This window comes from Eubacterium sp. SB2 (assembly GCF_001244405.1).
Classification (GTDB): domain Bacteria; phylum Bacillota; class Clostridia; order Lachnospirales; family Lachnospiraceae; genus Faecalicatena; species Faecalicatena contortus_B.
The window spans coordinates 2,102,649-2,123,777 of record NZ_LN865153.1 but is presented as its reverse complement, the minus strand read 5'-3'; the positions used below and the strand labels follow the sequence as shown (position 1 = coordinate 2,123,777).

The 21,129-nt window shown below is 46.7% G+C and carries 24 protein-coding genes; 23 read left to right on the top strand and 1 reads right to left on the bottom strand.

From position 1 onward, the window contains the following. Nucleotides 1–71 precede the first annotated feature (71 nt). From polA to BN1938_RS21850, 6 genes are all read left to right on the top strand, one after another. Nucleotides 72–2,687 carry a DNA polymerase I gene (polA, locus tag BN1938_RS21875; protein ID WP_050642508.1) on the top strand — a complete coding sequence of 872 codons (2,616 nt, stop codon included), beginning with the start codon at nucleotides 72–74 and terminating at the stop codon, nucleotides 2,685–2,687. Between the two features lie 67 nt (nucleotides 2,688–2,754). Then, nucleotides 2,755–3,336 (top strand): dephospho-CoA kinase, encoded by a 582-nt coding sequence (coaE, locus tag BN1938_RS21870; protein WP_050642507.1) that lies wholly within the window; start codon nucleotides 2,755–2,757, stop codon nucleotides 3,334–3,336. Continuing rightward, complete coding sequence (locus BN1938_RS21865; RefSeq protein ID WP_050642506.1) at nucleotides 3,333–4,130, top strand: MBL fold metallo-hydrolase; 798 nt, start codon at nucleotides 3,333–3,335, stop codon at nucleotides 4,128–4,130. The genes coaE and BN1938_RS21865 overlap by 4 nt, the downstream gene beginning before the upstream one ends. 20 nt (nucleotides 4,131–4,150) lie before the next feature. Continuing rightward, nucleotides 4,151–4,423 carry an ACT domain-containing protein gene (locus BN1938_RS21860; protein WP_025657692.1) on the top strand — a complete coding sequence of 91 codons (273 nt, stop codon included), beginning with the start codon at nucleotides 4,151–4,153 and terminating at the stop codon, nucleotides 4,421–4,423. Nucleotides 4,424–4,460: 37 nt separating this feature from the next. After that, the gene (locus tag BN1938_RS21855; RefSeq protein ID WP_050642505.1) at nucleotides 4,461–5,825 is read left to right on the top strand and encodes a PFL family protein; all 1,365 of its coding nucleotides are present in this window, start codon (nucleotides 4,461–4,463) and stop codon (nucleotides 5,823–5,825) included. Between the two features lie 16 nt (nucleotides 5,826–5,841). After that, nucleotides 5,842–6,699, top strand: a complete 858-nt coding sequence (locus tag BN1938_RS21850) for a DegV family protein (protein ID WP_050642504.1) — start codon at nucleotides 5,842–5,844, stop codon at nucleotides 6,697–6,699. 461 nt (nucleotides 6,700–7,160) lie between these two features. Here the strand turns inward: BN1938_RS21850 and BN1938_RS21845 are convergent, their stop codons facing one another. Next, nucleotides 7,161–8,447 carry a nucleotidyltransferase gene (locus tag BN1938_RS21845; RefSeq protein ID WP_050642503.1) on the bottom strand — a complete coding sequence of 429 codons (1,287 nt, stop codon included), beginning with the start codon at nucleotides 8,445–8,447 and terminating at the stop codon, nucleotides 7,161–7,163. Between the two features lie 188 nt (nucleotides 8,448–8,635). Between BN1938_RS21845 and mgtE the strand changes: the two genes are divergently transcribed. The 17 genes from mgtE to BN1938_RS21775 all read left to right on the top strand — a co-directional run bounded on the left by mgtE (nucleotide 8,636) and on the right by BN1938_RS21775 (nucleotide 21,127). Further along, nucleotides 8,636–9,976, top strand: coding sequence for a magnesium transporter (gene mgtE, locus BN1938_RS21840; RefSeq protein WP_050642502.1), 1,341 nt, complete (start codon nucleotides 8,636–8,638; stop codon nucleotides 9,974–9,976). 126 nt (nucleotides 9,977–10,102) lie between these two features. Continuing rightward, the gene (pta, locus tag BN1938_RS21835) at nucleotides 10,103–11,098 is read left to right on the top strand and encodes a phosphate acetyltransferase (protein WP_050642501.1); all 996 of its coding nucleotides are present in this window, start codon (nucleotides 10,103–10,105) and stop codon (nucleotides 11,096–11,098) included. A 98-nt stretch (nucleotides 11,099–11,196) separates the two neighbouring features. After that, the gene (locus BN1938_RS21830; protein WP_050642500.1) at nucleotides 11,197–12,387 is read left to right on the top strand and encodes an acetate/propionate family kinase; all 1,191 of its coding nucleotides are present in this window, start codon (nucleotides 11,197–11,199) and stop codon (nucleotides 12,385–12,387) included. 187 nt (nucleotides 12,388–12,574) lie between these two features. Beyond that, a complete protein-coding gene (locus BN1938_RS21825; protein WP_050642499.1) occupies nucleotides 12,575–13,102 on the top strand; it encodes a YceD family protein in 528 nt (175 codons plus the stop codon). Between the two features lie 3 nt (nucleotides 13,103–13,105). Beyond that, the gene (rpmF, locus tag BN1938_RS21820; protein WP_004068723.1) at nucleotides 13,106–13,285 is read left to right on the top strand and encodes a 50S ribosomal protein L32; all 180 of its coding nucleotides are present in this window, start codon (nucleotides 13,106–13,108) and stop codon (nucleotides 13,283–13,285) included. 222 nt (nucleotides 13,286–13,507) lie between these two features. Continuing rightward, nucleotides 13,508–13,720, top strand: a complete 213-nt coding sequence (locus tag BN1938_RS21815; protein ID WP_050642498.1) for a hypothetical protein — start codon at nucleotides 13,508–13,510, stop codon at nucleotides 13,718–13,720. Nucleotides 13,721–13,760: 40 nt separating this feature from the next. Then, nucleotides 13,761–14,063 (top strand): nucleotidyltransferase domain-containing protein, encoded by a 303-nt coding sequence (locus BN1938_RS21810; protein ID WP_187376337.1) that lies wholly within the window; start codon nucleotides 13,761–13,763, stop codon nucleotides 14,061–14,063. Next, nucleotides 13,987–14,274: a HEPN domain-containing protein gene (locus tag BN1938_RS24110; protein WP_255350424.1), complete on the top strand. Its 288-nt coding sequence runs from the start codon at nucleotides 13,987–13,989 to the stop codon at nucleotides 14,272–14,274. The genes BN1938_RS21810 and BN1938_RS24110 overlap by 77 nt, the downstream gene beginning before the upstream one ends. 57 nt (nucleotides 14,275–14,331) lie before the next feature. Beyond that, nucleotides 14,332–14,484, top strand: coding sequence for a hypothetical protein (locus BN1938_RS24040; RefSeq protein WP_242843904.1), 153 nt, complete (start codon nucleotides 14,332–14,334; stop codon nucleotides 14,482–14,484). 67 nt (nucleotides 14,485–14,551) lie between these two features. After that, nucleotides 14,552–14,716: a hypothetical protein gene (locus tag BN1938_RS23770; RefSeq protein ID WP_187376336.1), complete on the top strand. Its 165-nt coding sequence runs from the start codon at nucleotides 14,552–14,554 to the stop codon at nucleotides 14,714–14,716. Further along, nucleotides 14,706–15,038, top strand: a complete 333-nt coding sequence (locus BN1938_RS21800; protein ID WP_050642496.1) for a type II toxin-antitoxin system RelE/ParE family toxin — start codon at nucleotides 14,706–14,708, stop codon at nucleotides 15,036–15,038. The genes BN1938_RS23770 and BN1938_RS21800 overlap by 11 nt, the downstream gene beginning before the upstream one ends. Before the next feature lie 582 nt (nucleotides 15,039–15,620). Continuing rightward, nucleotides 15,621–15,884 carry a Mor transcription activator family protein gene (locus BN1938_RS21795; protein ID WP_050642495.1) on the top strand — a complete coding sequence of 88 codons (264 nt, stop codon included), beginning with the start codon at nucleotides 15,621–15,623 and terminating at the stop codon, nucleotides 15,882–15,884. A 98-nt stretch (nucleotides 15,885–15,982) separates the two neighbouring features. Beyond that, nucleotides 15,983–16,147, top strand: a complete 165-nt coding sequence (locus tag BN1938_RS23550; protein WP_156320711.1) for a hypothetical protein — start codon at nucleotides 15,983–15,985, stop codon at nucleotides 16,145–16,147. Between the two features lie 239 nt (nucleotides 16,148–16,386). Continuing rightward, nucleotides 16,387–17,346, top strand: a complete 960-nt coding sequence (locus BN1938_RS21790; protein ID WP_082203100.1) for a carbohydrate kinase family protein — start codon at nucleotides 16,387–16,389, stop codon at nucleotides 17,344–17,346. A 231-nt stretch (nucleotides 17,347–17,577) separates the two neighbouring features. Continuing rightward, complete coding sequence (locus BN1938_RS21785) at nucleotides 17,578–18,555, top strand: sugar ABC transporter substrate-binding protein (RefSeq protein ID WP_050642493.1); 978 nt, start codon at nucleotides 17,578–17,580, stop codon at nucleotides 18,553–18,555. A gap of 78 nt (nucleotides 18,556–18,633) precedes the next feature. Continuing rightward, entirely contained in the window at nucleotides 18,634–20,157 is a 1,524-nt protein-coding gene (locus tag BN1938_RS21780; protein ID WP_242843903.1) for a sugar ABC transporter ATP-binding protein, read from the top strand. Further along, entirely contained in the window at nucleotides 20,138–21,127 is a 990-nt protein-coding gene (locus BN1938_RS21775) for an ABC transporter permease (protein ID WP_050642491.1), read from the top strand. Before BN1938_RS21780 ends, BN1938_RS21775 begins: the two co-directional genes overlap by 20 nt. The last annotated feature ends 2 nt before the right edge of the window (nucleotides 21,128–21,129 follow it).

Genomic DNA, 21,129 nt, shown 5'->3' with positions numbered 1-21,129 from the left:
AGGGACGCGTGTCTGTACACTTTCCGAACGACGGTCATGATATCATATCACCAGGATGTGGAGAAAAAACTATGAGTAAAAAGATTGTATTAATAGATGGCCACAGTATTTTAAACAGGGCGTTCTATGGAGTACCGGACCTGACCAACTCGGAGGGGCTTCATACGAACGCTATTTATGGGTTTTTGAACATCATGTTCAAGATCCTGGACGAGGAGAAGCCGGAATATCTGACCGTGACATTTGATGTGCATGCGCCTACATTCCGGCATGAGATGTATGCAGATTATAAGGGAACCAGAAAGCCAATGGCAGAAGAACTAAGGCAGCAGGTCCCGGTAATCAAGGAAGTTCTGCAGGCCATGAACATCGAGATTATTGAGCAGGCAGGCCTGGAGGCGGATGATCTGCTGGGAACGATTTCACGTATCTGCGAGGAAAAGGGGATGGATGTCGCCATCATATCCGGGGACAGAGATACACTGCAGCTCGCTACAGAGCATGTAAAGATCCGGATTCCAAAGACAAAACAGGGAAGGACAGAAGTTGAGGACTATTATGCGGTTGACGTAAAAGAAAGGTATGGAGTTACTCCAACGGAATTTATCGACGTGAAAGCCCTGATGGGAGATGCATCGGATAACATACCGGGCGTCCCGGGAGTCGGGGAGAAGACGGCAACCAAGATCATCACGGAATACGGCACCATAGAAAATGCCTATGCCCACGCGGCGGAGATCAAGCCTCCAAGGGCCAGCAAGAACCTGCAGGAGTATTGGGATCAGGCGTGCATGAGCAAGACGCTCGCCACCATCGATACCCATGCAGAGATCGCGTTTAACCTGGAAGCGGCTGAACATGGGAATCCGTTTACGAAGGAAGCGCATGACTATTTTCAGAAACTGCAGTTCAAAAATCTGCTGAGCCGGTTTGATGTAGAAAGCTCTTCCAATAAAGTGGAATCTCATTTCAAGGAGATTACGGATAAAGAGGAAGCGGAAAAGATATTCAAAGAGGCAGCCCGGGCGGAGTGTGTAGGCGCTGCAATTACGGAGGATGCCGGAAATGTACTGCCTCTGTTTGCGCATCCGTCCGGATACGGAAGAGTGAGCATTGCCTATGGGCCGGAACAGATCTATTCCATTCTCTGTGATACCGACATGGATATAGAGTATCTGTTTGGAAAATTAACGGAAATAGCAGGCAGTGTACAGACATTTGCCATGTTTGACCTGAAGAAATACCTGCCTTTGGTGGAAGTGGCAGAGCAGGAAAAATGTTTCGACGTAACCGTAGCGGCCTATCTTCTGAATCCTCTGAAGAATAATTATAATTATGAAGATGTGGCAAGGGAACAGCTGGGAATTATGATCGATGAGAAGGCAGATATCATGACAAAGGCATGTTATGAAGCATACACTGCATTTGCATCCGTAAAACCATTGAGAGACAAGATGCTGACGGAGGGGATGTACCACCTGTTTACAGACATAGAGATGCCGCTTGTCTTCACCCTGTTCGATATGGAGCAGGCGGGGATAAAGGTGGAGGCAGAGGCGCTGAAGTTTTATGGCGAACAGCTGGGCGGCCGGATCGTGGAGCTGGAGAAGGAGATCTATGAGATGGCGGGAGAGACGTTTAACATTAACTCTCCGAAGCAGCTGGGAGTCGTCCTTTTTGACCACATGCAGCTGCCTAACGGTAAAAAGACTAAGACCGGATACTCAACCGCCGCCGATGTGCTGGACAAGCTGGCGCCGGATTATCCGGTGGTCGATAAGATTCTGGAGTACAGACAGCTGACCAAGCTGAAGTCCACATACGCGGACGGGCTGGCTGTCTATATTGGTCCGGACGGAAGAATCCACGGAAAGTTCAACCAGACGATCACCGCAACCGGCCGGATCAGCAGTACGGAGCCGAACCTCCAAAATATTCCGGTGCGGATGGAACTGGGGCGTCTGATCAGAAAAGTATTTGTGCCAAAAGAGGGCTGCGTCTTTATCGATGCGGATTATTCCCAGATCGAGCTGAGGATACTGGCGCACTGCTCCGGGGACGAACAGCTGATCCAGGCGTATAAAGAGGCAAGGGATATCCATCGGATGACGGCTTCCCAGGTGTTCCACACTCCGTTTGAAGAGGTGACGGAACTTCAGCGGCGCAATGCCAAGGCGGTCAACTTTGGAATCGTATACGGGATCAGTTCTTTTGGGCTGAGTCAGGATTTGAGTATCACCAGGAAAGAAGCGGCGCAGTACATTGAAAATTATTTCGAGACTTATCCGGGAATCAAACGTTTTCTGGATGATACGGTGGCCCATGCAAAAACGGAGGGCTATGTTGTGACCCTCTTCGGGCGCAGAAGGCCGGTGCCGGAACTGAAATCCAGCAATTTTATGCAGCGGAATTTCGGGGAACGGGTGGCGATGAACGCCCCGATCCAGGGATCTGCCGCGGATATAATGAAGATTGCGATGATCGGTGTAAACCGGGAACTGAAGGAAAAAGGGCTCCGGTCAAAAATGATCCTGCAGGTGCACGATGAACTGCTGATCGAGGCCCACAAGGATGAAGTCGAAGAAGTAAAGGAGATACTGAAACGGCAGATGGAGCAGGCCGCAGACCTGGACGTCCCCTTGATTGTAGACATGCATACAGGGGAGAACTGGTACGAGGCAAAGTAGTGTCCGTGGCAAAGCGGAGTCTGGATAAAATTTGAGTAAAGCGAATAATGAACAAAGAGGAATTTAGATGAAGATACTGGGAATTACCGGCGGGGTAGGTTCCGGAAAGAGTAAAGTCCTGCATTTTCTTGAGGAAGAATACGGCGCGGTGGTCTGCCAGCTGGATGAGGTGGCCAAAGAGCTTCAGAAAAAGGGCGGGGCCTGCTACCAGAAGATCATAGAACAGTTCGGTACAGAGATCATAGGGCCGGACGGGGAACTGGACCGCAGCCGGCTGGCCGCCCTGATTTTTCGGGATGCACAGATGCGGCAGAAGTTGAACGGGATTGTCCATCCGGAAGTGAAAAAATGGGTGGAACAGGATATCGAGGAAAAGAAAAAACGGAAAGTGCCGCTGTATGTGATAGAAGCGGCACTTCTTCCGGAGGCGGGATATGAAGATATCTGCGGGGAAATGTGGTATATTTATGCAGAAGAAAGCGTTAGAAGGGAACGCCTGAAGCAGTCCAGAGGGTATTCCGATGAGAAGATTGCCCGGATGATGGAAGCGCAGTCCCCGGAACGGGTATTTCGCAGCGCATGCCAGGCTGTTATAGATAACAGCGGGACATTTGACAATACAAAAAGGCAAATAGGAGAAATATTATGAGGTTATGCAGCATTGCCAGCGGAAGCAGCGGCAACTGTATCTATGTGGGGAGCGACAACACGCATCTGCTTGTGGATACAGGAATCAGCAAGAAAAAGATTGATGCAGGGCTAAAAGAGCTGGACATCAAAGGAGAAGAACTGGACGGTATTCTGATCACACATGAGCATTCAGATCATATTCAGGGACTGGGCGTTTTCAGCCGGAAATATGAGGTGCCGATCTACGCGACTCCGGGAACAATAGAGGGGATTGAGAATTATGCGCCCCTGGGAAGGATGCCGGAAGGGCTTCTTCATCCAATACATACGGACGAAAGTTTTATATTGGGGGACATTACAATTGATCCGTTTCGGATCTCGCATGATGCGAAAGAGCCATCCGGATACCGTATGAACTGCTGCGGAAAATCCGTTGCAGTGGCGACGGATCTTGGAATTTACGATGAATACACGGTGTCGAAGCTTAAAAGTCTGGACGCGGTGCTGCTGGAGGCAAACCACGATATCCATATGCTGGAAGTAGGCTCCTATCCATATTATCTGAAACGGAGAGTCATGGGAGACAAGGGACATTTATCCAACGAATTGTCAGGAAGACTTCTTTGTGATATACTACATGATAATTTGAAACACATTCTGCTGGGACACTTAAGCAAGGAAAATAATTATGCTAAGCTGGCGTATGAAACCGTAAAGCTGGAGGTGACTCTGAGCGATAATATTTATAAAGGTGAGGATCTTGACATGGCTGTCGCAAGAAGAGACATGATATCAGAGATCATTACAGTATAGACAATCAGGAGGATAAGAAGATGAAAAAATGTATCGTAACAGTGCTGGGGCAGGACACCGTAGGGATTATAGCAAAGGTTTGTACATATTTGGCTGAGAACAGGATTAATATACTGGATATCTCACAGACCATTATCCAGGGGTACTTTAATATGATGATGATCGTGGATGTAACCAGTCTTGACAAAGACTTTAAGGTAGTCTGCGATGAGCTTGATAAGCTGGGAGAAGAGATCGGAGTGAATATCCGCTGCCAGAGAGAAGAGATATTTGAAAAGATGCACAGGCTGTAAGAGTAAAGCGTGAGGATAGAAGGCGAGGATAAGCACTATGATTAATATGTATGAAGTATCAGAAACCAATAAAATGATTGAGCACGAGAATCTGGATGTCCGTACGATAACGCTGGGGATCAGTCTCCTGGATTGTATTGACTCGAACCTGGAGGAACTCAACCGCAAGATTTATGATAAGATTACGACCGTAGCGGCAAAACTGGTTTCTACCGGAAGTGATATTGAAAAAGAATTCGGAATTCCGATTGTAAATAAGAGAATTTCAATCACACCCATCGCTTTGGTGGGAGGGGCTGCGTGCAAGTCCCCGGAGGATTTTGTGACTATTGCAAGAACGCTGGACCGGGCGGCCAAGGAAGTAGGCGTCAATTTTATCGGTGGTTATTCCGCTCTGGTTTCAAAAGCTATGACAAAGAGCGATGAGAACCTGATCCGTTCCATCCCCCAGGCACTGGCTGAGACGGAGAGAATCTGCAGTTCCGTCAATGTGGGATCTACGAAGACGGGGATCAATATGGATGCCGTGCGCCTGTGCGGTGAGATCGTCAAAGCCACCGCTGAGGCAACAAAAGACAATGATTCCCTGGGCTGTGCAAAGCTCGTGATCTTCTGCAATGCGCCGGATGATAACCCGTTTATGGCGGGAGCATTCTTAGGAGTTACCGAGGCGGATGCGGTAATCAATGTAGGCGTCAGCGGACCGGGAGTGGTAAAAAAGGCGCTCGAGAAAGTGCGCGGCAAGGGCTTTGAGGAGCTCTGCGAGACCATCAAGAAGACGGCGTTCAAGGTAACCCGCGTGGGACAGCTCGTAGCCGGCGAGGCCTCCAAAAGGCTGGGAATCCCCTTCGGTATCGTAGACCTGTCACTGGCGCCGACTCCGGCGGTGGGAGACAGCGTGGCAGAGATACTGGAAGAGATCGGACTGGAGCGTGTGGGAGCGCCCGGGACAACGGCTGCCCTGGCAATGCTCAACGACCAGGTAAAAAAGGGCGGCGTCATGGCATCTTCCTATGTGGGGGGCCTAAGCGGAGCATTTATCCCGGTCAGTGAAGACCAGGGAATGATTGATGCAGTCAACGCCGGTGCTCTGACGCTCGAAAAACTGGAGGCAATGACCTGCGTATGTTCCGTCGGACTGGATATGATAGCCATTCCGGGGAAGACCAGCGCCAGCACAATATCCGGAATCATTGCGGACGAGATGGCGATCGGCATGGTGAACCAGAAGACAACAGCAGTGCGTCTGATTCCGGTGATCGGCAAGGACGTGGGAGAAACAGCAGAATTCGGAGGCCTGCTCGGGTATGCGCCGATCATGCCGGTCAACCAGTTCGGCTGTGAGGCATTTGTCGGGCGAAAGGGAAGAATCCCGGCTCCAATTCACAGCTTCAAAAACTAAAACAGGGGAAATATATATGAAGAAGATTGCAATTGTAACGGACAGTAACAGCGGAATCACTCAAAAAGAAGGAAAAGAGATGGGCATCTCTGTGGTGCCTATGCCGTTTTTCATAGACGGAGAGCTTTTTCTCGAGGATATCACACTGTCACAGGAAGATTTTTACAAAAAACTGGGAGAGGATTCCGATATTTCAACCTCCCAGCCGTCACCCGGAGAGATTCTGGAACTTTGGGACAAACTGCTCGAGGAATATGACGAAGTCGTGCACATCCCAATGTCCAGCGGGCTGAGCAGCAGCTGCGAGACAGCTGTAACACTTTCGGAGGACTATGACGGCAGGGTACAGGTCGTGGATAACCAGAGAATTTCTGTCACCCAGGTGCAGTCTGTACTGGATGCGATAAAGCTGAGGAATGAAGGCAAATCCGCAGCAGAGATCAGAGAAATTCTGGTAAAAGAAAAAATGGAAGCCAGTATCTACATCACAGTAGATACACTGAAATATCTGAAAAAAGGCGGCAGAATCACCCCTGCGGCCGCGGCTCTGGGCACCGTGCTCAATCTAAAGCCCGTCCTGCAGATTCAGGGCGAGAAGCTGGATGCGTATGCAAAAGTGCGCGGCTGGAAAGCAGCAAAGCGCACCATGCTGGGCGCCATCGAGAAAGACCTCAAAGAAAGATTTGCCGGCCGCGAAGACCAGATGGTACTGGGTATGGCATACACTTGCGGACAGGAAGAGGCGCAGGAATGGAAAAAAGAAATCCAGGAAAAATTTCCGGGGTATCAGATCATAGAGGGGCCGCTGTCACTCAGCGTAGCGTGCCACATAGGCCCCGGCGCCATGGCGGTTACCTGTATGAAGCGAGTGTGAGGGGGAGGTCCGCTCCGGGGAATGTGTGCCGGGATGTTTCGGGGGATGCATATGCCGGTTGGGGATGCGGCCCGCTTATTAAGGGATTCTAAAAGGAAGAAGGCAGAAAATACGGACACGGCTGACACATCACGGGAAATCTGATGATTTCCCGCGCTGGGTCAGCCAAAAACATGATTCGGAATCATGTTTTTGTCCGTATTTTCTGCCTTCTTCCTTTAAGAATCCCTAAATGCGCTCTACGCATCCCCAACCGGCATATGCATCCCCCGGAACATCCCGGCACACATTCCCCGTCGCTGGGCGCATCCAGGCGGGAGGCGGCTATGCGGGAGGAAAAACGAGGACGAGATAGGTAAGGGGATGGGAGACGAGAGATGTAGTGGCGGGAGGAGCTTTTCCAGGTAGCGGAATATGCCGTACGAAGCCGCGAAAATACGCTGCTCCCGTCCGGCACAACCCTACACCTTAATAACCCCCTGCCGATACTCATTAGAGAATGCCGTCTTGAATTTATCCGTGATGACGGATGTATATAGGTTTGACGCGAGTATATCGTGATAGAGCATTTTCTGCCCGATTTCGGGGATATCATCTGTCTCATAAAGGCTGGTCAGCAGCGGCAGTGTTCCATTTTTGACTACGCTGCCCAGGATTCTTTCTCGGTCTTTGCGGTAACCCAGAAGACGGGCGTAGTAGTGATAGCCTCCCTCGATATATTCTTCCACACTGTCCTTTTTGATGCCCAGCATGATGTGAAGAAGGGCGCGGTTAATGCGGGTCTGGGTGATTTCTTTTGTCTTAAGCAGCTCGCAGAACTGTTTGTAGTTGAAAAAGTTGTTGAGCTGGTTGATGATACGGTTGGCAAGCTCCACGGATACGTCCATGTAACGGCTCAGGTCATTGGCCGTCTTATTCAGAAGTTTGTACTTCATGATAAGGGAAAAGTCATTCTGGTAGACCGGATATTTCACGCGGTGGTAGTCTTTTAACAGCTCAAGACAGCTGGAGGGCACCTGGTCTTCCAGCTCATTTAATATGTTGGAAAAAGGCGTATTTTCGAACGTGCTGCCTACGGACCGGGTGCTGATAGCGGAGCTGGAGTAGGCCAGGAGGGAACGGATGGCGGATGCGGAGCTGTAGCTGGAATTTAGTTTCTTGTCGTGGTAGTTGGATTCCACTCTTTTGATGGTACATGGGCGGATCGGGCTGTTCAGCTTTTTGAGTGCCTTTAGGTATTCGACTCCGAGGATGTTGTTCGGATCGTTGAGCAGGAAGGTATAGTCCGTGCTGCCCATATAGGCGGCCAGGGCCTCCTGCCTGGCGGCAGGGAAAGTATGGCCGTTCTTTAAACCGTTCTGAAGAAAGCTTTTGTATTCTTCCGGCTCCTCATATAAGATGTCCGCAATTTTCTGAAGCCCATCCAGATCATTACATTCGCTGCCGAAACAGATGGAGTCCACGATTCCCAAGCTGTCCAGAAAGGAGACGGCGCCCATGGCGAATAATTCGGCGCTTCCGGTGGAATAGCAGACAGGCAGCTCGAAGACCGCACCGGCGCCGCATTTTAAAGCCATCTCTGCGCGTATGTATTTGGGCATGATGGCCGGGGTACCTCTCTGGACGTAATCCCCGGTCATGATGGCAATGGCGGTGTCGGCGCCGGTGACTTCCTTCGCTTTTTCTATATGGTATTGATGTCCGTTGTGAAACGGATTGTATTCTGTGATTAAACCGACAATTTTCATAAGATTCTCCTTGTATATCAATTTATTAACCATTATACTATAAAATGACAGGATGTTATAGGCTGAAATGTGTTTATTAAGGTTGATTTCTGTTAAATATAAGTAAGTACAGAGATTTTTTAGAATAATGTAGCTGTTCATGGTTCAGAACAGATACGAATAAATCAGGACAAAAGAGGGTGTATGGCATGGAAAAAACGAAGATTGAAGAGCTTCTGGAACAGCGAAGATTTAAGGAATTGAAAGAAGAATTAGAAGCCATACATCCAGTCGATATCGTGGAGATGCTGGAGGATTTTGACAGAAAACAGGCGCTCCTTATCTTCCGGCTTCTGGCCAAGGAGGAGGCGGCAGAGGTCTTTACGGATATGAACAGCGATATGCGTGAGGATCTGATCAATGCCCTTACGGACTCCGAGCTGGAAGAAGTTATGGACGAGATGTATGTGGACGATACCGTGGATGTTCTGGAGGAGATGCCCGCCAATGTGGTGGACCGTCTGCTTATGGCCACGGATGAAGATACAAGGAAGAAGATCAATGTGCTGCTGCAGTATCCGGAGGACAGTGCGGGCAGTATCATGAATGTGGATTACATCAGCCTGAGAAAAGAGATGACGGTGGCGGATGCTATCCTGAAGATCCGCCAGGTCGGCATTAATAAGGAAACGATTTATACCTGCTATGTGACGGAGAAGAAGCGGCTGATCGGCGCGGTGGATGTCAAGGATCTGCTGACGGCCGGGGATACCTGGCTGATCGAGGAGATCATGGATGAGAATGTGCTTTGCGCCAAGACGCTGGACGACCAGGAGGATGTGGCCGTTACGATTAAGAAGTACGGATTGATAGCGATTCCCATCATAGACCACGAAAACTGTCTGGTCGGGATTGTTACGGTTGACGACGCGATGTTCGTCCTGCAGGATGAGACAACCGAGGATATCAGTATCATGGCCGGTGTCAGCCCGAATGAAGATTCTTATTTTGGAACTTCGGTGTTCCGGCATGCAAAGAACAGGAGTCTCTGGCTGATGCTTTTGATGCTTTCCGCCACGGTGACAGGGGAAATCCTCGGATTCTATGAGGAGGCGATGGCGGTGATGCCGGTTCTGATTACATTTATTCCCATGCTCATGGGGACGGGCGGTAACTGTGGATCCCAAAGTTCCACCCTGGTGATCCGCGGGCTGGCCGTGGGTGAGATACAGTTCAAAGACATTTTCCGTGTTATCTTTAAAGAGATCCGTGTGGCGCTTGTGGTCAGTGTTTTGCTGGCGGTAGTGAATGGTATCCGCATTTATATCATGTATGGACAGAACATCACACTGGCAATAGCGCTTGGTATCACGATGATGGCGGTCGTTGTCATGGCGAAATGCATCGGCTGCACGCTGCCTCTGCTGGCGAAGAAGCTTGGGCTGGATCCGGCGATCATGGCAGCGCCCCTGATAACCACGATTCTCGATACATGCACAATTCTGGTTTATTTTAATATCGTTACTGCTATATTTCACCTGAATGCCTGATGCAGCGGCAAGAATTGGTTTCATATGGGATTGTATTTAAAAATACACATAGTATATACTTGTATACAAAAATTCTTTGGGTTATAATGGAAAGAGTGAGAAAAAATGAAAGGTGGCATTTAAATCATGGGATTTATTGACGAAATCAAGGCAAGAGCGAAAGCTGATAAGAAAACAATCGTACTTCCGGAGACGGAAGATGTCAGGACTTACCAGGCTGCGGAAGCAGTTTTGAAGGAGGGGACAGCCAATCTGATCCTCGTGGGCAGCAAAGAGGAAGTTGAGAAAAACGGGGCGGGATATGATATCTCCGGCGCTGTGGTTGTAGACCCTGCAACGAGTGAAAAGACAGCGGCTTACATTGCAAAATTAGTAGAACTCAGGCAGAAAAAGGGAATGACGGAAGATCAGGCCAAAGAACTGCTTCTGAATAATTACCTGTATTATGGCGTTATGATGGTGAAGATGGGGGATGCGGACGGCATGGTATCCGGCGCATGCCACTCAACGGCGGACACGCTTCGTCCATGTCTGCAGATTTTAAAGACCAAGCCGGGCACAAAGCTTGTTTCTGCATTTTTCCTGATGGTGGTACCGGACTGTGATATGGGAGCGGACGGAACATTTATCTTCGGGGATTCAGGGCTGGAACAGAACCCGGATCCGGAGAAGCTTGCCAACATTGCGGTTTCATCCGCAGATTCTTTCCGTACGCTGACAGGGAAAGAACCGATTGTAGCCATGCTGTCACATTCCACAAAGGGAAGCGCAAAGCATGCGGATGTTGACAAAGTAGTAGAGGCAACAAAGATTGCAAAAGAACTGGCGCCGGAACTGAAGCTGGACGGAGAGTTACAGCTGGATGCAGCTATCGTGCCGTCAGTAGGGGAATCCAAGGCTCCGGGAAGCCCGGTTGCAGGACATGCCAACGTATTGATTTTCCCGGATCTGGATGCAGGGAACATCGGATATAAGCTGGTACAGAGACTTGCGAAAGCAGAAGCTTACGGACCGCTTACACAGGGGATCGCGGCTCCTGTCAATGATTTGTCACGCGGATGCAGTGCCGAGGATATTGAGGGCGTTGTAGCGATCACGGCAGTGCAGGCTCAGGCACAATAAACCGTTGGTAACAGTTCAAGCTTAACCGGACTGTTAAAAAGTTGTATGTAAGAGAGGCGGAGAACGCCCCTTATATAGAAATTCAGGAGGATAATAAAATGAATGTATTAGTAATCAACTGCGGAAGTTCTTCTCTGAAATTCCAGTTAATCGACTCTGAATCAGAGAAGGTGCTGGCAAAAGGCCTCTGCGAGAGGATCGGAATCGACGGCAGCCTTACCTATCAGCCGGCGGGCGGAGAGAAAGTGAAGTCGGAAAAAGACATGCCTACCCATACAGAGGCAATCAAGTACGTGATCGACGCGTTGACGGATTCCGAGACAGGTGTTGTTAAGAGCCTGGACGAGATCGGTGCTGTAGGACACCGTATGGTACACGGAGGAGAGAAGTTTGCATCTTCTGTAGTGATCACAGAAGAAGTTAAGAAGGCAGTAGAGGAGTGTAACGACCTGGCGCCGTTACATAACCCGGCAAATCTGATTGGCGTGAATGCATGTGAGGAGCTGATGCCGAATACTCCTATGGTTGGCGTATTCGATACGGCGTTCCACCAGACGATGCCTGAAAAAGCATATATGTACGGACTTCCTTATGCATATTATGACAAATATAAAGTAAGACGCTACGGCTTCCACGGGACAAGCCACAGCTTCGTATCCAAACGGGCAGCGGAGATTTCAGGTAAGCCTTATGACGCCGTGAAGACGATCGTCTGCCACCTTGGAAACGGCGCAAGCGTGTGTGCCGTATTAAACGGCAAATCCGTAGACACATCCATGGGACTGACCCCGCTGGAAGGGCTGGTTATGGGAACACGTTCCGGAGATATTGATCCGGCGATCATGGAATTTATAGCAAAGAAAGAAAATCTGGATATCGAAGGCCTGATGAAAGTCCTGAACAAGGATTCCGGCGTATACGGTCTGTCAGGGCTGTCCAGCGATTTCAGGGACCTGTCCTCTGCAGCTGCGGAAGGAAACAAACAGGCACAGATCGCCCTGAAGGTATTCTCATACAGAGTAGCCAAATATGTCGGAAGCTATGCAGCAGCTATGAACGGCGTGGATAACATCGTCTTCACAGCAGGAATCGGCGAGAACGACCACGAAGTACGCGAAGAGGTTTGCAGTTACCTGCAGTTCCTTGGCATAGAGCTTGACAAAGAAGCCAATGCCAAGAGAGGCGAGGAAGTGATGATCTCGACTCCAGACTCAAAAGTAAAAGTCTATGTAATACCGACAAACGAAGAGCTGGCAATCGCAAGAGAGACAGTTGCACTTGTAAAATAAGGCTGACGATAAAAAGAATGAGCGGATAGATCCCATGTCTGTCCGCTCATCTGATTTGTTAGAATATTCTGAAAACGGTGCGCAAAGGGGTCAGACCCCTATGAAGATCCCCTTTATTTTACATTTTTTAGTTGACAAACTTATTTTACATGATATAATAATCTAGGTATGAATAGGAGTAATGAAGATGTTAATTAGCCTATCAGACGTTCTGTCAGACCAGCATAAGACAGTTGAAGAAACAGTGCCTGTGGAATTGGAAGAACTGCAGTTGAAGACCGGTTTGTTTCCGGTGGTCAGCAAAAAACCTGTGCACGTTGTCGTTACACACGTAAAGAACAAGGAATTACAGATCAAGGCAGAGACGAAAGTTTCGGTTATGATACCATGTGACCGTTGCCTGGAGGATGTAAAGCAGGAGTTTGTACTGGATTTTATCAAGCGCGTGGATTTGAATGTTGCGGATGCCGATTTGCCGGAAGGATTAGATGAATCAAATTTCATTGACGGATATCATCTTGTCGTGGACAAAATGCTCTTTAATGAGATATTGATAGGATGGCCGACGAAAGTTCTATGCAGCGAAGACTGTAAAGGCATTTGTAACGTTTGTGGTCAGAACCTAAATATGGGTACCTGTTACTGTGAAGATACGGGGCTTGACCCAAGAATGTCAGTTGTCCGTGATTTGTTTAAGAATTTTAAGGAGGTGTAACCTATGTCTATCTGTCCAAAGAATAAATCTTCAAAAGCTAGAAGAGATAAGAGAAGAGCTAATTGGAAGATGAGTGCTCCAAACCTTGTGAAGTGCAGCAAGTGCGGAGAACTTATGATGCCTCACAGAGTATGTAAGGCTTGCGGCTCTTACAACAAAAAAGAAATCATTTCTGTTGACTAAGTACAGAGAAGACAAGGCTTCCCGGGATTCCGGGAAGCCTTTTTTCATGGGTTTACACCAATTCTGTCACTATGGAGATATATAATCATGTGAACCAAACACGTGTGCGTGATGAAATGAATAAAATCGGAAACATTCAGTGAAAGAAGTGTCTTTTCTCTATATTCCTGTTATAATATAGAATATAGAAGGAAATTCTGTTTCAAGCAGGAAGGTGATAAAATGCCTGCAATAAAAGAAAAGGCTTTTGAATTAATTGAAAAGATGCCAGATGATAAAGTGGTATATATTGTAAATATTATGGAGAATTTAGATTCTCTTTTTAATGGAACGGAACCTGATGAAGAGAAAATGCAGGCTTATGAGAATTTGAAAAAGTACAGAAGACCTGCATGTACAAGTAACCTTTTAAAAATAAGTAGAAAGGGGTGCTGATGTGTGTAGGAAGTCTGAATTTAATATCATTATAGAGCAGATGAAAAAAATTTATGAAAAGGCATTTGGAGAAAATCTTGTAAGAATATTTTTATATGGTTCCTATGCCAGAGGTGATTATAACGAATTTTCAGATATAGATTTGGCAGCGATTGCCAAAGGAGACATAATAACTCTGCAAAAGATTCTGGAAGATGTATGGGATGAAGCGGCTGATTTGGGGCTTGAATATGACACAATTATTTCCCCTACAGTAATACCATTTGATGAGTTTGAGCGGTATAAGGAGATATTGCCATACTACCGTAATATTGAAGCGGAAGGGGTTGTTATCAGTGCTTAGTGACGATATAATCAATTTAGTAAAGTACCGTATTACTAATGCAGAAGAGAAAATGATATCAGCTAATTTATTATTAGAGGCGGGGCAGTTTAAAGACTCAATAGGCAGATCATACTACGCGATGTTTTCAGCAGTAAGAGCACTGTTAGCTTGTGATGGAGTAGATTACTCTAAACATTCAGGGGTAATTGCATATTTCCAGAAAAACTAAATTAAAGAGGGGATATTCAATAAGAAGTATTCCAAATATATCCAGAATGCTTTTCAGGTGAGAAATACCAGTGAGTATGATGATTTTTACATCGTATCAAAAGAATCAGCATTAATACAATATGAAAGAGCTGAGGAGATGCTGATGGAAGTAAAAGAATATTTGAGAAAAAGCATAGGTATAATATTGCCTTCTTCGGATAACGAATGAATAGGCTTAGAATTAGGATATGTTCAAATGGTTTCGATGATGAGGGGCTAATAGATAGGAGGAAATTATGGCTATAGCGGCGAAAGACAGAAAAAAGGAATATGAAAAAGACCAGAATGAATTGTTCGCAATGCTTGACAAAGGCATTGATGATATGAGATCTGGCAGAACGATAGAACATGATGAAGCTATGAGGATTATCAGGGAGAAGCTAGCACAGTATGATGTATAAAATACGGGAAACTCAGGAAGCAGTAAAGGATGTGACTGATTTAGCCGTATACTTGATAGAAAACTTTGAAAACCCTAAAGCATCACATGATTTTCTGGAGAGGTATGATAAGGAAATCCAACAGCTAAAAACATTTCCTTTTGGTTATCGCGGGATAAGCTTTGAGTATCAGGGAATGGAGATCAGGCTGAAACCTTATGCTACATACAATATCTTCTTTGTGGTTGACCAGGGTATACAGGAGATTATTATCTTAAGGGTTTTAAAGGACAGGCAGAATTGGAAAGCCATCTTGTCAGGGGAAACAGACTATAGGCTATAACATGCAGTCTCTTTTCTCATTCACATAGTTTACACCAATCTTTACACCAAATGACTGCTGTACTGACGAAGGCGGATACAATATGATAAAAAGAGAAAATGGGCGAAACCCTTGAATTTTCGCCGTTACAGCGCGTGATAATGTATTAGGTTGATGCACCTTCGCTTAAAACAAAAAAGAAATCATTTCTGTTGACTAAGTACAGAGAAGACAAGGCTTCCCGGGATTCCGGGAAGCCTTTTTTCATCTTATGGGAAAGTTCGCCTATAAGATAAAAAAGCCCTCCCGGCGGGATACGCATTGCGGCGTAAGCATTAGATGCCGCTATGCGACAACAGCAGACGCGAGCATCGCTGGTGAAACTCTATTTTTGTATTACAGAAAAATGAAATAAGAAACGGTTAAAAGCCAGGTGCGGAAGATTGTTCTTGGCTTATTATGATGTATGTAGACAATGGCTGAATCATAAAGGTTTCAGGAGCATGTAAAAATATGGAAATATATAAGGAATAATTCAATGCAATAAGCAGATGATAAAATATTGAATTTTCTGTATAGTTACCGCAGGAAGGAGGGATTGGCTTGCTAATCACAGCAGATAAACGAGAAGGCCTGGCAGAGATATACAATCAGCTGGTTGATCTTGTGGGCATAGAAAATACGGAAGAGATCTATAAAAACATGAAGGGACAGCAAATAACCTTCCCCATGCGGCTTTACAGAACTGACTACATATCTAAAATAGTAAATGAACGGTATGACGGTAAAAATCTGAAGGCTCTGGCGAGAGAGTACGGATATACCGAAAGACACCTTAGAAACCTCTTAAATAAGAGACAAAGTTAAACATATCTATATGGAATGCAGGTCATTCAAAAAGTAAGTAAATAAATAATGGTAACAAGCAAGTCTTAAACAAAAGATTAAGGAGGCAGGAGGTTTCGATGGGATTAGTTTTCTCTATGATACTGATTTATGTGTGCGGCAGAGTAAAAATCTGTTCGATGCGTTTTATAGCAATACTGACACTCGGTACATTTTTATGGCCGCCGGGAACAGGGGGAATCCTGATATGGATTCTAATTAAGTGTTGTAAGTTCTTATATTAGTACATCGAAAAATAAGTAATTTACTGTTAAACTGACCGAAATTTTCGATGTACAAGGGGTGTTAAAAAGCGCGTATTTTAGGTATAATAACATAGAAATAAAATCATAAATACAGAACCAGTACATCGTAAAATTAAGAAATATATGGGGCATGTCGTTTGATTTTCCAAGGGGAGGATGGAACGATCATTTTGACGGAGCCATATCTTTTACAGGATGAATAAAATCAGGGAGGTCGTATGATGGAACACCAAAAGCATGTTGTATGTGTTGGGCAGGCATTAGTTGACTGCATCACCAGAGGGATGGAAGAGAAGCCTTATAAGAAAAATGTATACCGGGCGGATTCAATCTCGTTAAATACAGGAGGTGATGCCTTAAACGAGTCCATTGTCCTATCCCATCTGGGGCACCAGGTCAGCCTGGTGTGCGCAGTGGGAGATGACCTGGCAGGCCACATCGTGCTTCATACGGCCAGGAGCAACGGGGTAGATGTATCCCATGCGGCGGTATCAGAAAGTATCACAACCCCGGTGGCTAACCTGATGGTACAAAAAAACGGGAGCCGGCAGTCCGCTAACAGCCCTGCAACCATGCTGACGGGATACGAGCCGGACGAACGTGCCTTTCGCGGGGCAGAGGCCGTATCATTTGCCAGCTTGTTCCGGGCGCCGCTGGACAAAAGAGAAAGTATTCTTCGGTTGATGAAGGCGGCCAAAGCCGAAGGCGCAGTCGTCTGTGCGGATACCAAAATGCCCACATACAGGGAGATTTTCAGGGAGGATCTCTTAGAAATCCTGCCTTACATAGACTATCTGTTCCCGAATGAAAACGAAGCCTCCTATTACTGTCGCATTATGACGGGGGAGGAGCAGAGAACCCTTGCCGGAATGGGCAGTGTCTTCCTTCAATATGGCGTGAAGAATGTGATCATAAAGACCGGAGAGAAAGGATGCACGGCAGTCAGCGGGAACGGGAGTTTTCAGATTCCCGCCAGAAAGGTTAAGGCAGTGGACTCCACAGGGGCCGGAGATAATTTTGTGGCCGGATTTATTCACGGGCTGCTGTTTGGGTGGGACTTAAGAAAATGCTGTGATTACGGCACACACTGCGCGGCTGTGTCCGTCCAGTATGTAGGGGCGGTAACCGGGATCAAACAGCAAAAAATGAACGGCAGCCGGACAAATACAATAAAATAGATCAATGAGTCAGTGGACATCTGGAAATCATAAAGGTATTTCCAGGTGTTTTCTTTTTAGTAAAAACAGAGAAATTTTCAAGTTATAAATAGCGAAAATATACAAAAATAAAGTGAAGAGCAAAAAGCGATTGACAATTAAATATACAGGTGATATTCTGAGAAAAAGAAAGTCCGTGCACGGGCACAATAACAAAGTTATCAGAATATTAATTCGAAAGGAGAAAGTATTATGAAAAAAACTCTTTGTATGCTGTTATGTATTGGTATGGCCGCGGCCATGTGTGCATGCAGTCCGGGGGAAAAGAAAGCGGAGGAAGCGCCCAAGAAAACAGAAGGAGAGAGCAAAGGTTTAATCGGGATTACCACATCAATGTACACCAACGAAGGTCTCACGATCATGTGTGACACAATTAAAGAGAAAGTAGAAGAAGAGGGCTATCAGGCAGTCATAAAGGATGCAAACCTGGATCAGGCCCAGCAGACAAAGGATGTAGAGGATTTCATAAGCCAGGGGGCCAAGCTGATTATTGTAGAGGCATGTGATTCCGTGGGCGTAAAATCTGCATTTGAATTGTGCAACAAGGCAGATATCCCTGTTCTGAGCGTGAACCAGGTATTGGGAGATGATCTGCTGGAACTTGTGGTGGGCTCCGTTACAAGTGACAATTATACGGCAGGATATGAAGTGGGACAGGAAGTAGCCAAAGAACTTGGCGGAAAAGGCAAGGTATGCATCCTGACCTACGATGTAGCATTTGTATGCAGGGAGAGAGGCGACGGCTTCAAGGCTGCCATGGCCGAAAATGAGGGGATCGAGGTACTGGAAGTCTTTGACGGTGTGTGTACGGAAGATGCCGCCATGAAAAAGACGGAAGACTGGCTGCAGCAGTACCCGGACGTTACGGCAATCTTTGGAAATAATTCGAACTGCGGAGTCGGGATTGCGGCAGCGGTCAGATCGGCCGGCAAGACGGATGATATTCTGGTTGCAAATGTAGATGGACTTTCAGGGGATATCAGAAACATGGAAGACGGGGCCCTGGATATCACAGCGGTATACCCCATGAAGGAACTGGCGGCAGAAGCAGCAGATAAGGCGGTTGAGGTCCTGGAAACCGGAAAATGCGGTGAGGATCCGCGCTTAAAATTCAGCCTTTGTACAATAGATGACCTGGATACATACAAAGAGTATTGGGGAATTGAGTAAATACAGGTGCGTAATATATACTTGCGGCAGCGCACACGATGTACTGGTACATCGTGTGCAGCCATAAAGGAGACATAGATGATGAATGAAGAAAACATTCTGCAGATGAAGGGCATCAATAAGAGCTTCGGCGGCGTGCAGGTATTGCATGATGTGGATTTTTCCATGCACGCAGGGGAAGTGAGGGCGCTCGCGGGAGAAAATGGCGCGGGAAAGTCTACTTTAATGAAGATACTGGGAGGGATCTATGACTGTGATACAGGTGAGGTGATCATCGACGGTGTGCCAATTGGCCTGGGTTCTGTCGAAGAGGCGCAAAAACATGGTATAGCAGTCATTCATCAGGAAATCGTGCTTGTGCAGGATATGACAGTCGGTGAAAATATTTTTTTGGGAAGAGAGTTTCAGACAAAAGCAGGCTTTGTGGACTATCATCAGATGTACAAGAAAGCGGCGGAAATATTGGAAAGGATCGGCCTCTCAACCCTGAAGCCAGATACAATAGTCAGAGAACTCAGCATATCACAGCAGCAGATGGTGGAGATTGCGAAAGCACTTTCCACTGATGCCAGGATTATCGTTATGGACGAGCCGACTTCATCGCTGACCGACAGAGAAGTGGAATTTTTGTTTGGACAAATAAAATCACTGAGTGAAAAAGGGGTATCGATTATCTACATATCCCACAAGATGGACGAAATCAATCAGATTGCGGACAGTATCACGATCATGCGGGATGGCCGCCATATTGTAACAGCTCCTATCAGAGAGATCAGCTATGAGCAGATCATCCAGAATATGGTCGGGCATAAAATAGAAGACTATTACCCTGATTATGATGTGACATTGGGAAAAGAAGTGCTCAGGGTTGAAAATTTGACAACGGAAAAGGTAGAAAATATTAATTTTTCACTTTTTGAAGGGGAAATTCTTGGGATAACAGGTCTCATGGGGGCAGGAAGGACAGAGCTTGCAAAAGCTTTGTTTGGCTTAGACGAAGTTCAGGCCGGCAGTATCTATCTGGAGGGTGAAAAATGTATCATAAAATCACCGCGGGAAGCAATCCAAAAGAAGATAGCGCTTGTCCCGGAAGACAGAAAAGAAAACGGCCTGTTTTTGGAAAATTCAATTTCCTTTAATATGACAGTCACAGTAATGGATGAATTTATAAAGGGAATCTCCGTAGACGCCAAAAAGGAGCAGCAGATCTTAGATGAATATGTAAACCAGCTTGAAATAAAGATGGCGGATACCGAGCAGCTTGCGGTTGAACTCAGCGGAGGAAACCAGCAAAAGGTAGTAATATCGAAATGGCTGGCGTCGAACCCGAAGATCTTAATCCTGGACGAACCGACCAGGGGGGTAGATGTAGGCGCAAAGTCAGATATATACCATTTAATCTGTCAGATTGCAGAGCGGGGCGTGGCAATCATCTTAATCTCTTCGGAGCTGCCCGAGGTTATGAATATGAGCTCCAGAATCGGTGTCATGTGTGAGGGAAAACTGGTCAGGTTTTTTCATCCGAAGAAGGAAGAAGTCACCCAGGAACAGATCATGCATTATGCAACAGGAGGATATGAACATGAAATTTATCACCAATAAAAGCCCGGTCAGTCAGAGCCTTAGTAAATTTTTGAAGCGCAACTTTATGATATTAATCGCGCTGCTGCTGATTGTACTGGCTCTTTCGGTTTTCACAGATACATTTTTAACAGCCGATAATATTTTGTCCGTTACACGGCAGATCAGCGTGGATTCCGTGCTGGCGTTTGGAATGGCAATGGTATTGATTATCGGATGCATTGACCTGTCCGTAGGCAGCGTTCTTGCCCTGAGCGGCTGTGTCTGCGTTTCTATGATTGAAAGCGGCATCCCTACGGCTGCGGCAGTTATCATTACGCTGGTATTCGGGGCCTTCTGCGGGATCATCAATGGCCTGCTTGCAACATTTACAACCATCCCGAGTTTTATTATAACCCTTGCCACGCAGCAGTGCTTCAGAGGCGCGGCATATCTTATGACAAACGGAAAATCAATCATGTGCTATGATGAGACGTTCAGTGCGATCGGGACCGGATATATAGGACCTGTCCCAATTTTGGGGATCGTCATTATTGTATGCCTTGTATTTACCAGCATCCTGCTTAATAAGACAAAATTCGGAAGAGGCATGTATGCAATAGGAGGGAACAGAAGCGCGGCTGTATATGCAGGAATCAAGGTGAAAAAAATAACCGCCAGCGTCTTTATATTTACCGGCATCATGAGCGCAATGGCTGGCATTATGCTGGCATCGAGAGTGTATTCGGCGCAGCCTGCATCCGGTGCGGGATATGAATGCAATGCGATTGCGGCAGCGGTTTTAGGCGGCGTCAGCTTTAACGGGGGAATTGGAACGGCAGGAGGCGTGATGATCGGCGTGCTGATTATCGGGTTTATGAATAATGGACTGAATATGCTGCATGTCACCTCCTACTGGCAGATTATTGTAAAAGGACTTCTTATATTATTGGCAGTGTATCTGGATACTCTGAGGAATAACAAGCGATTACATATTAAGAAAAGGGGATAGGC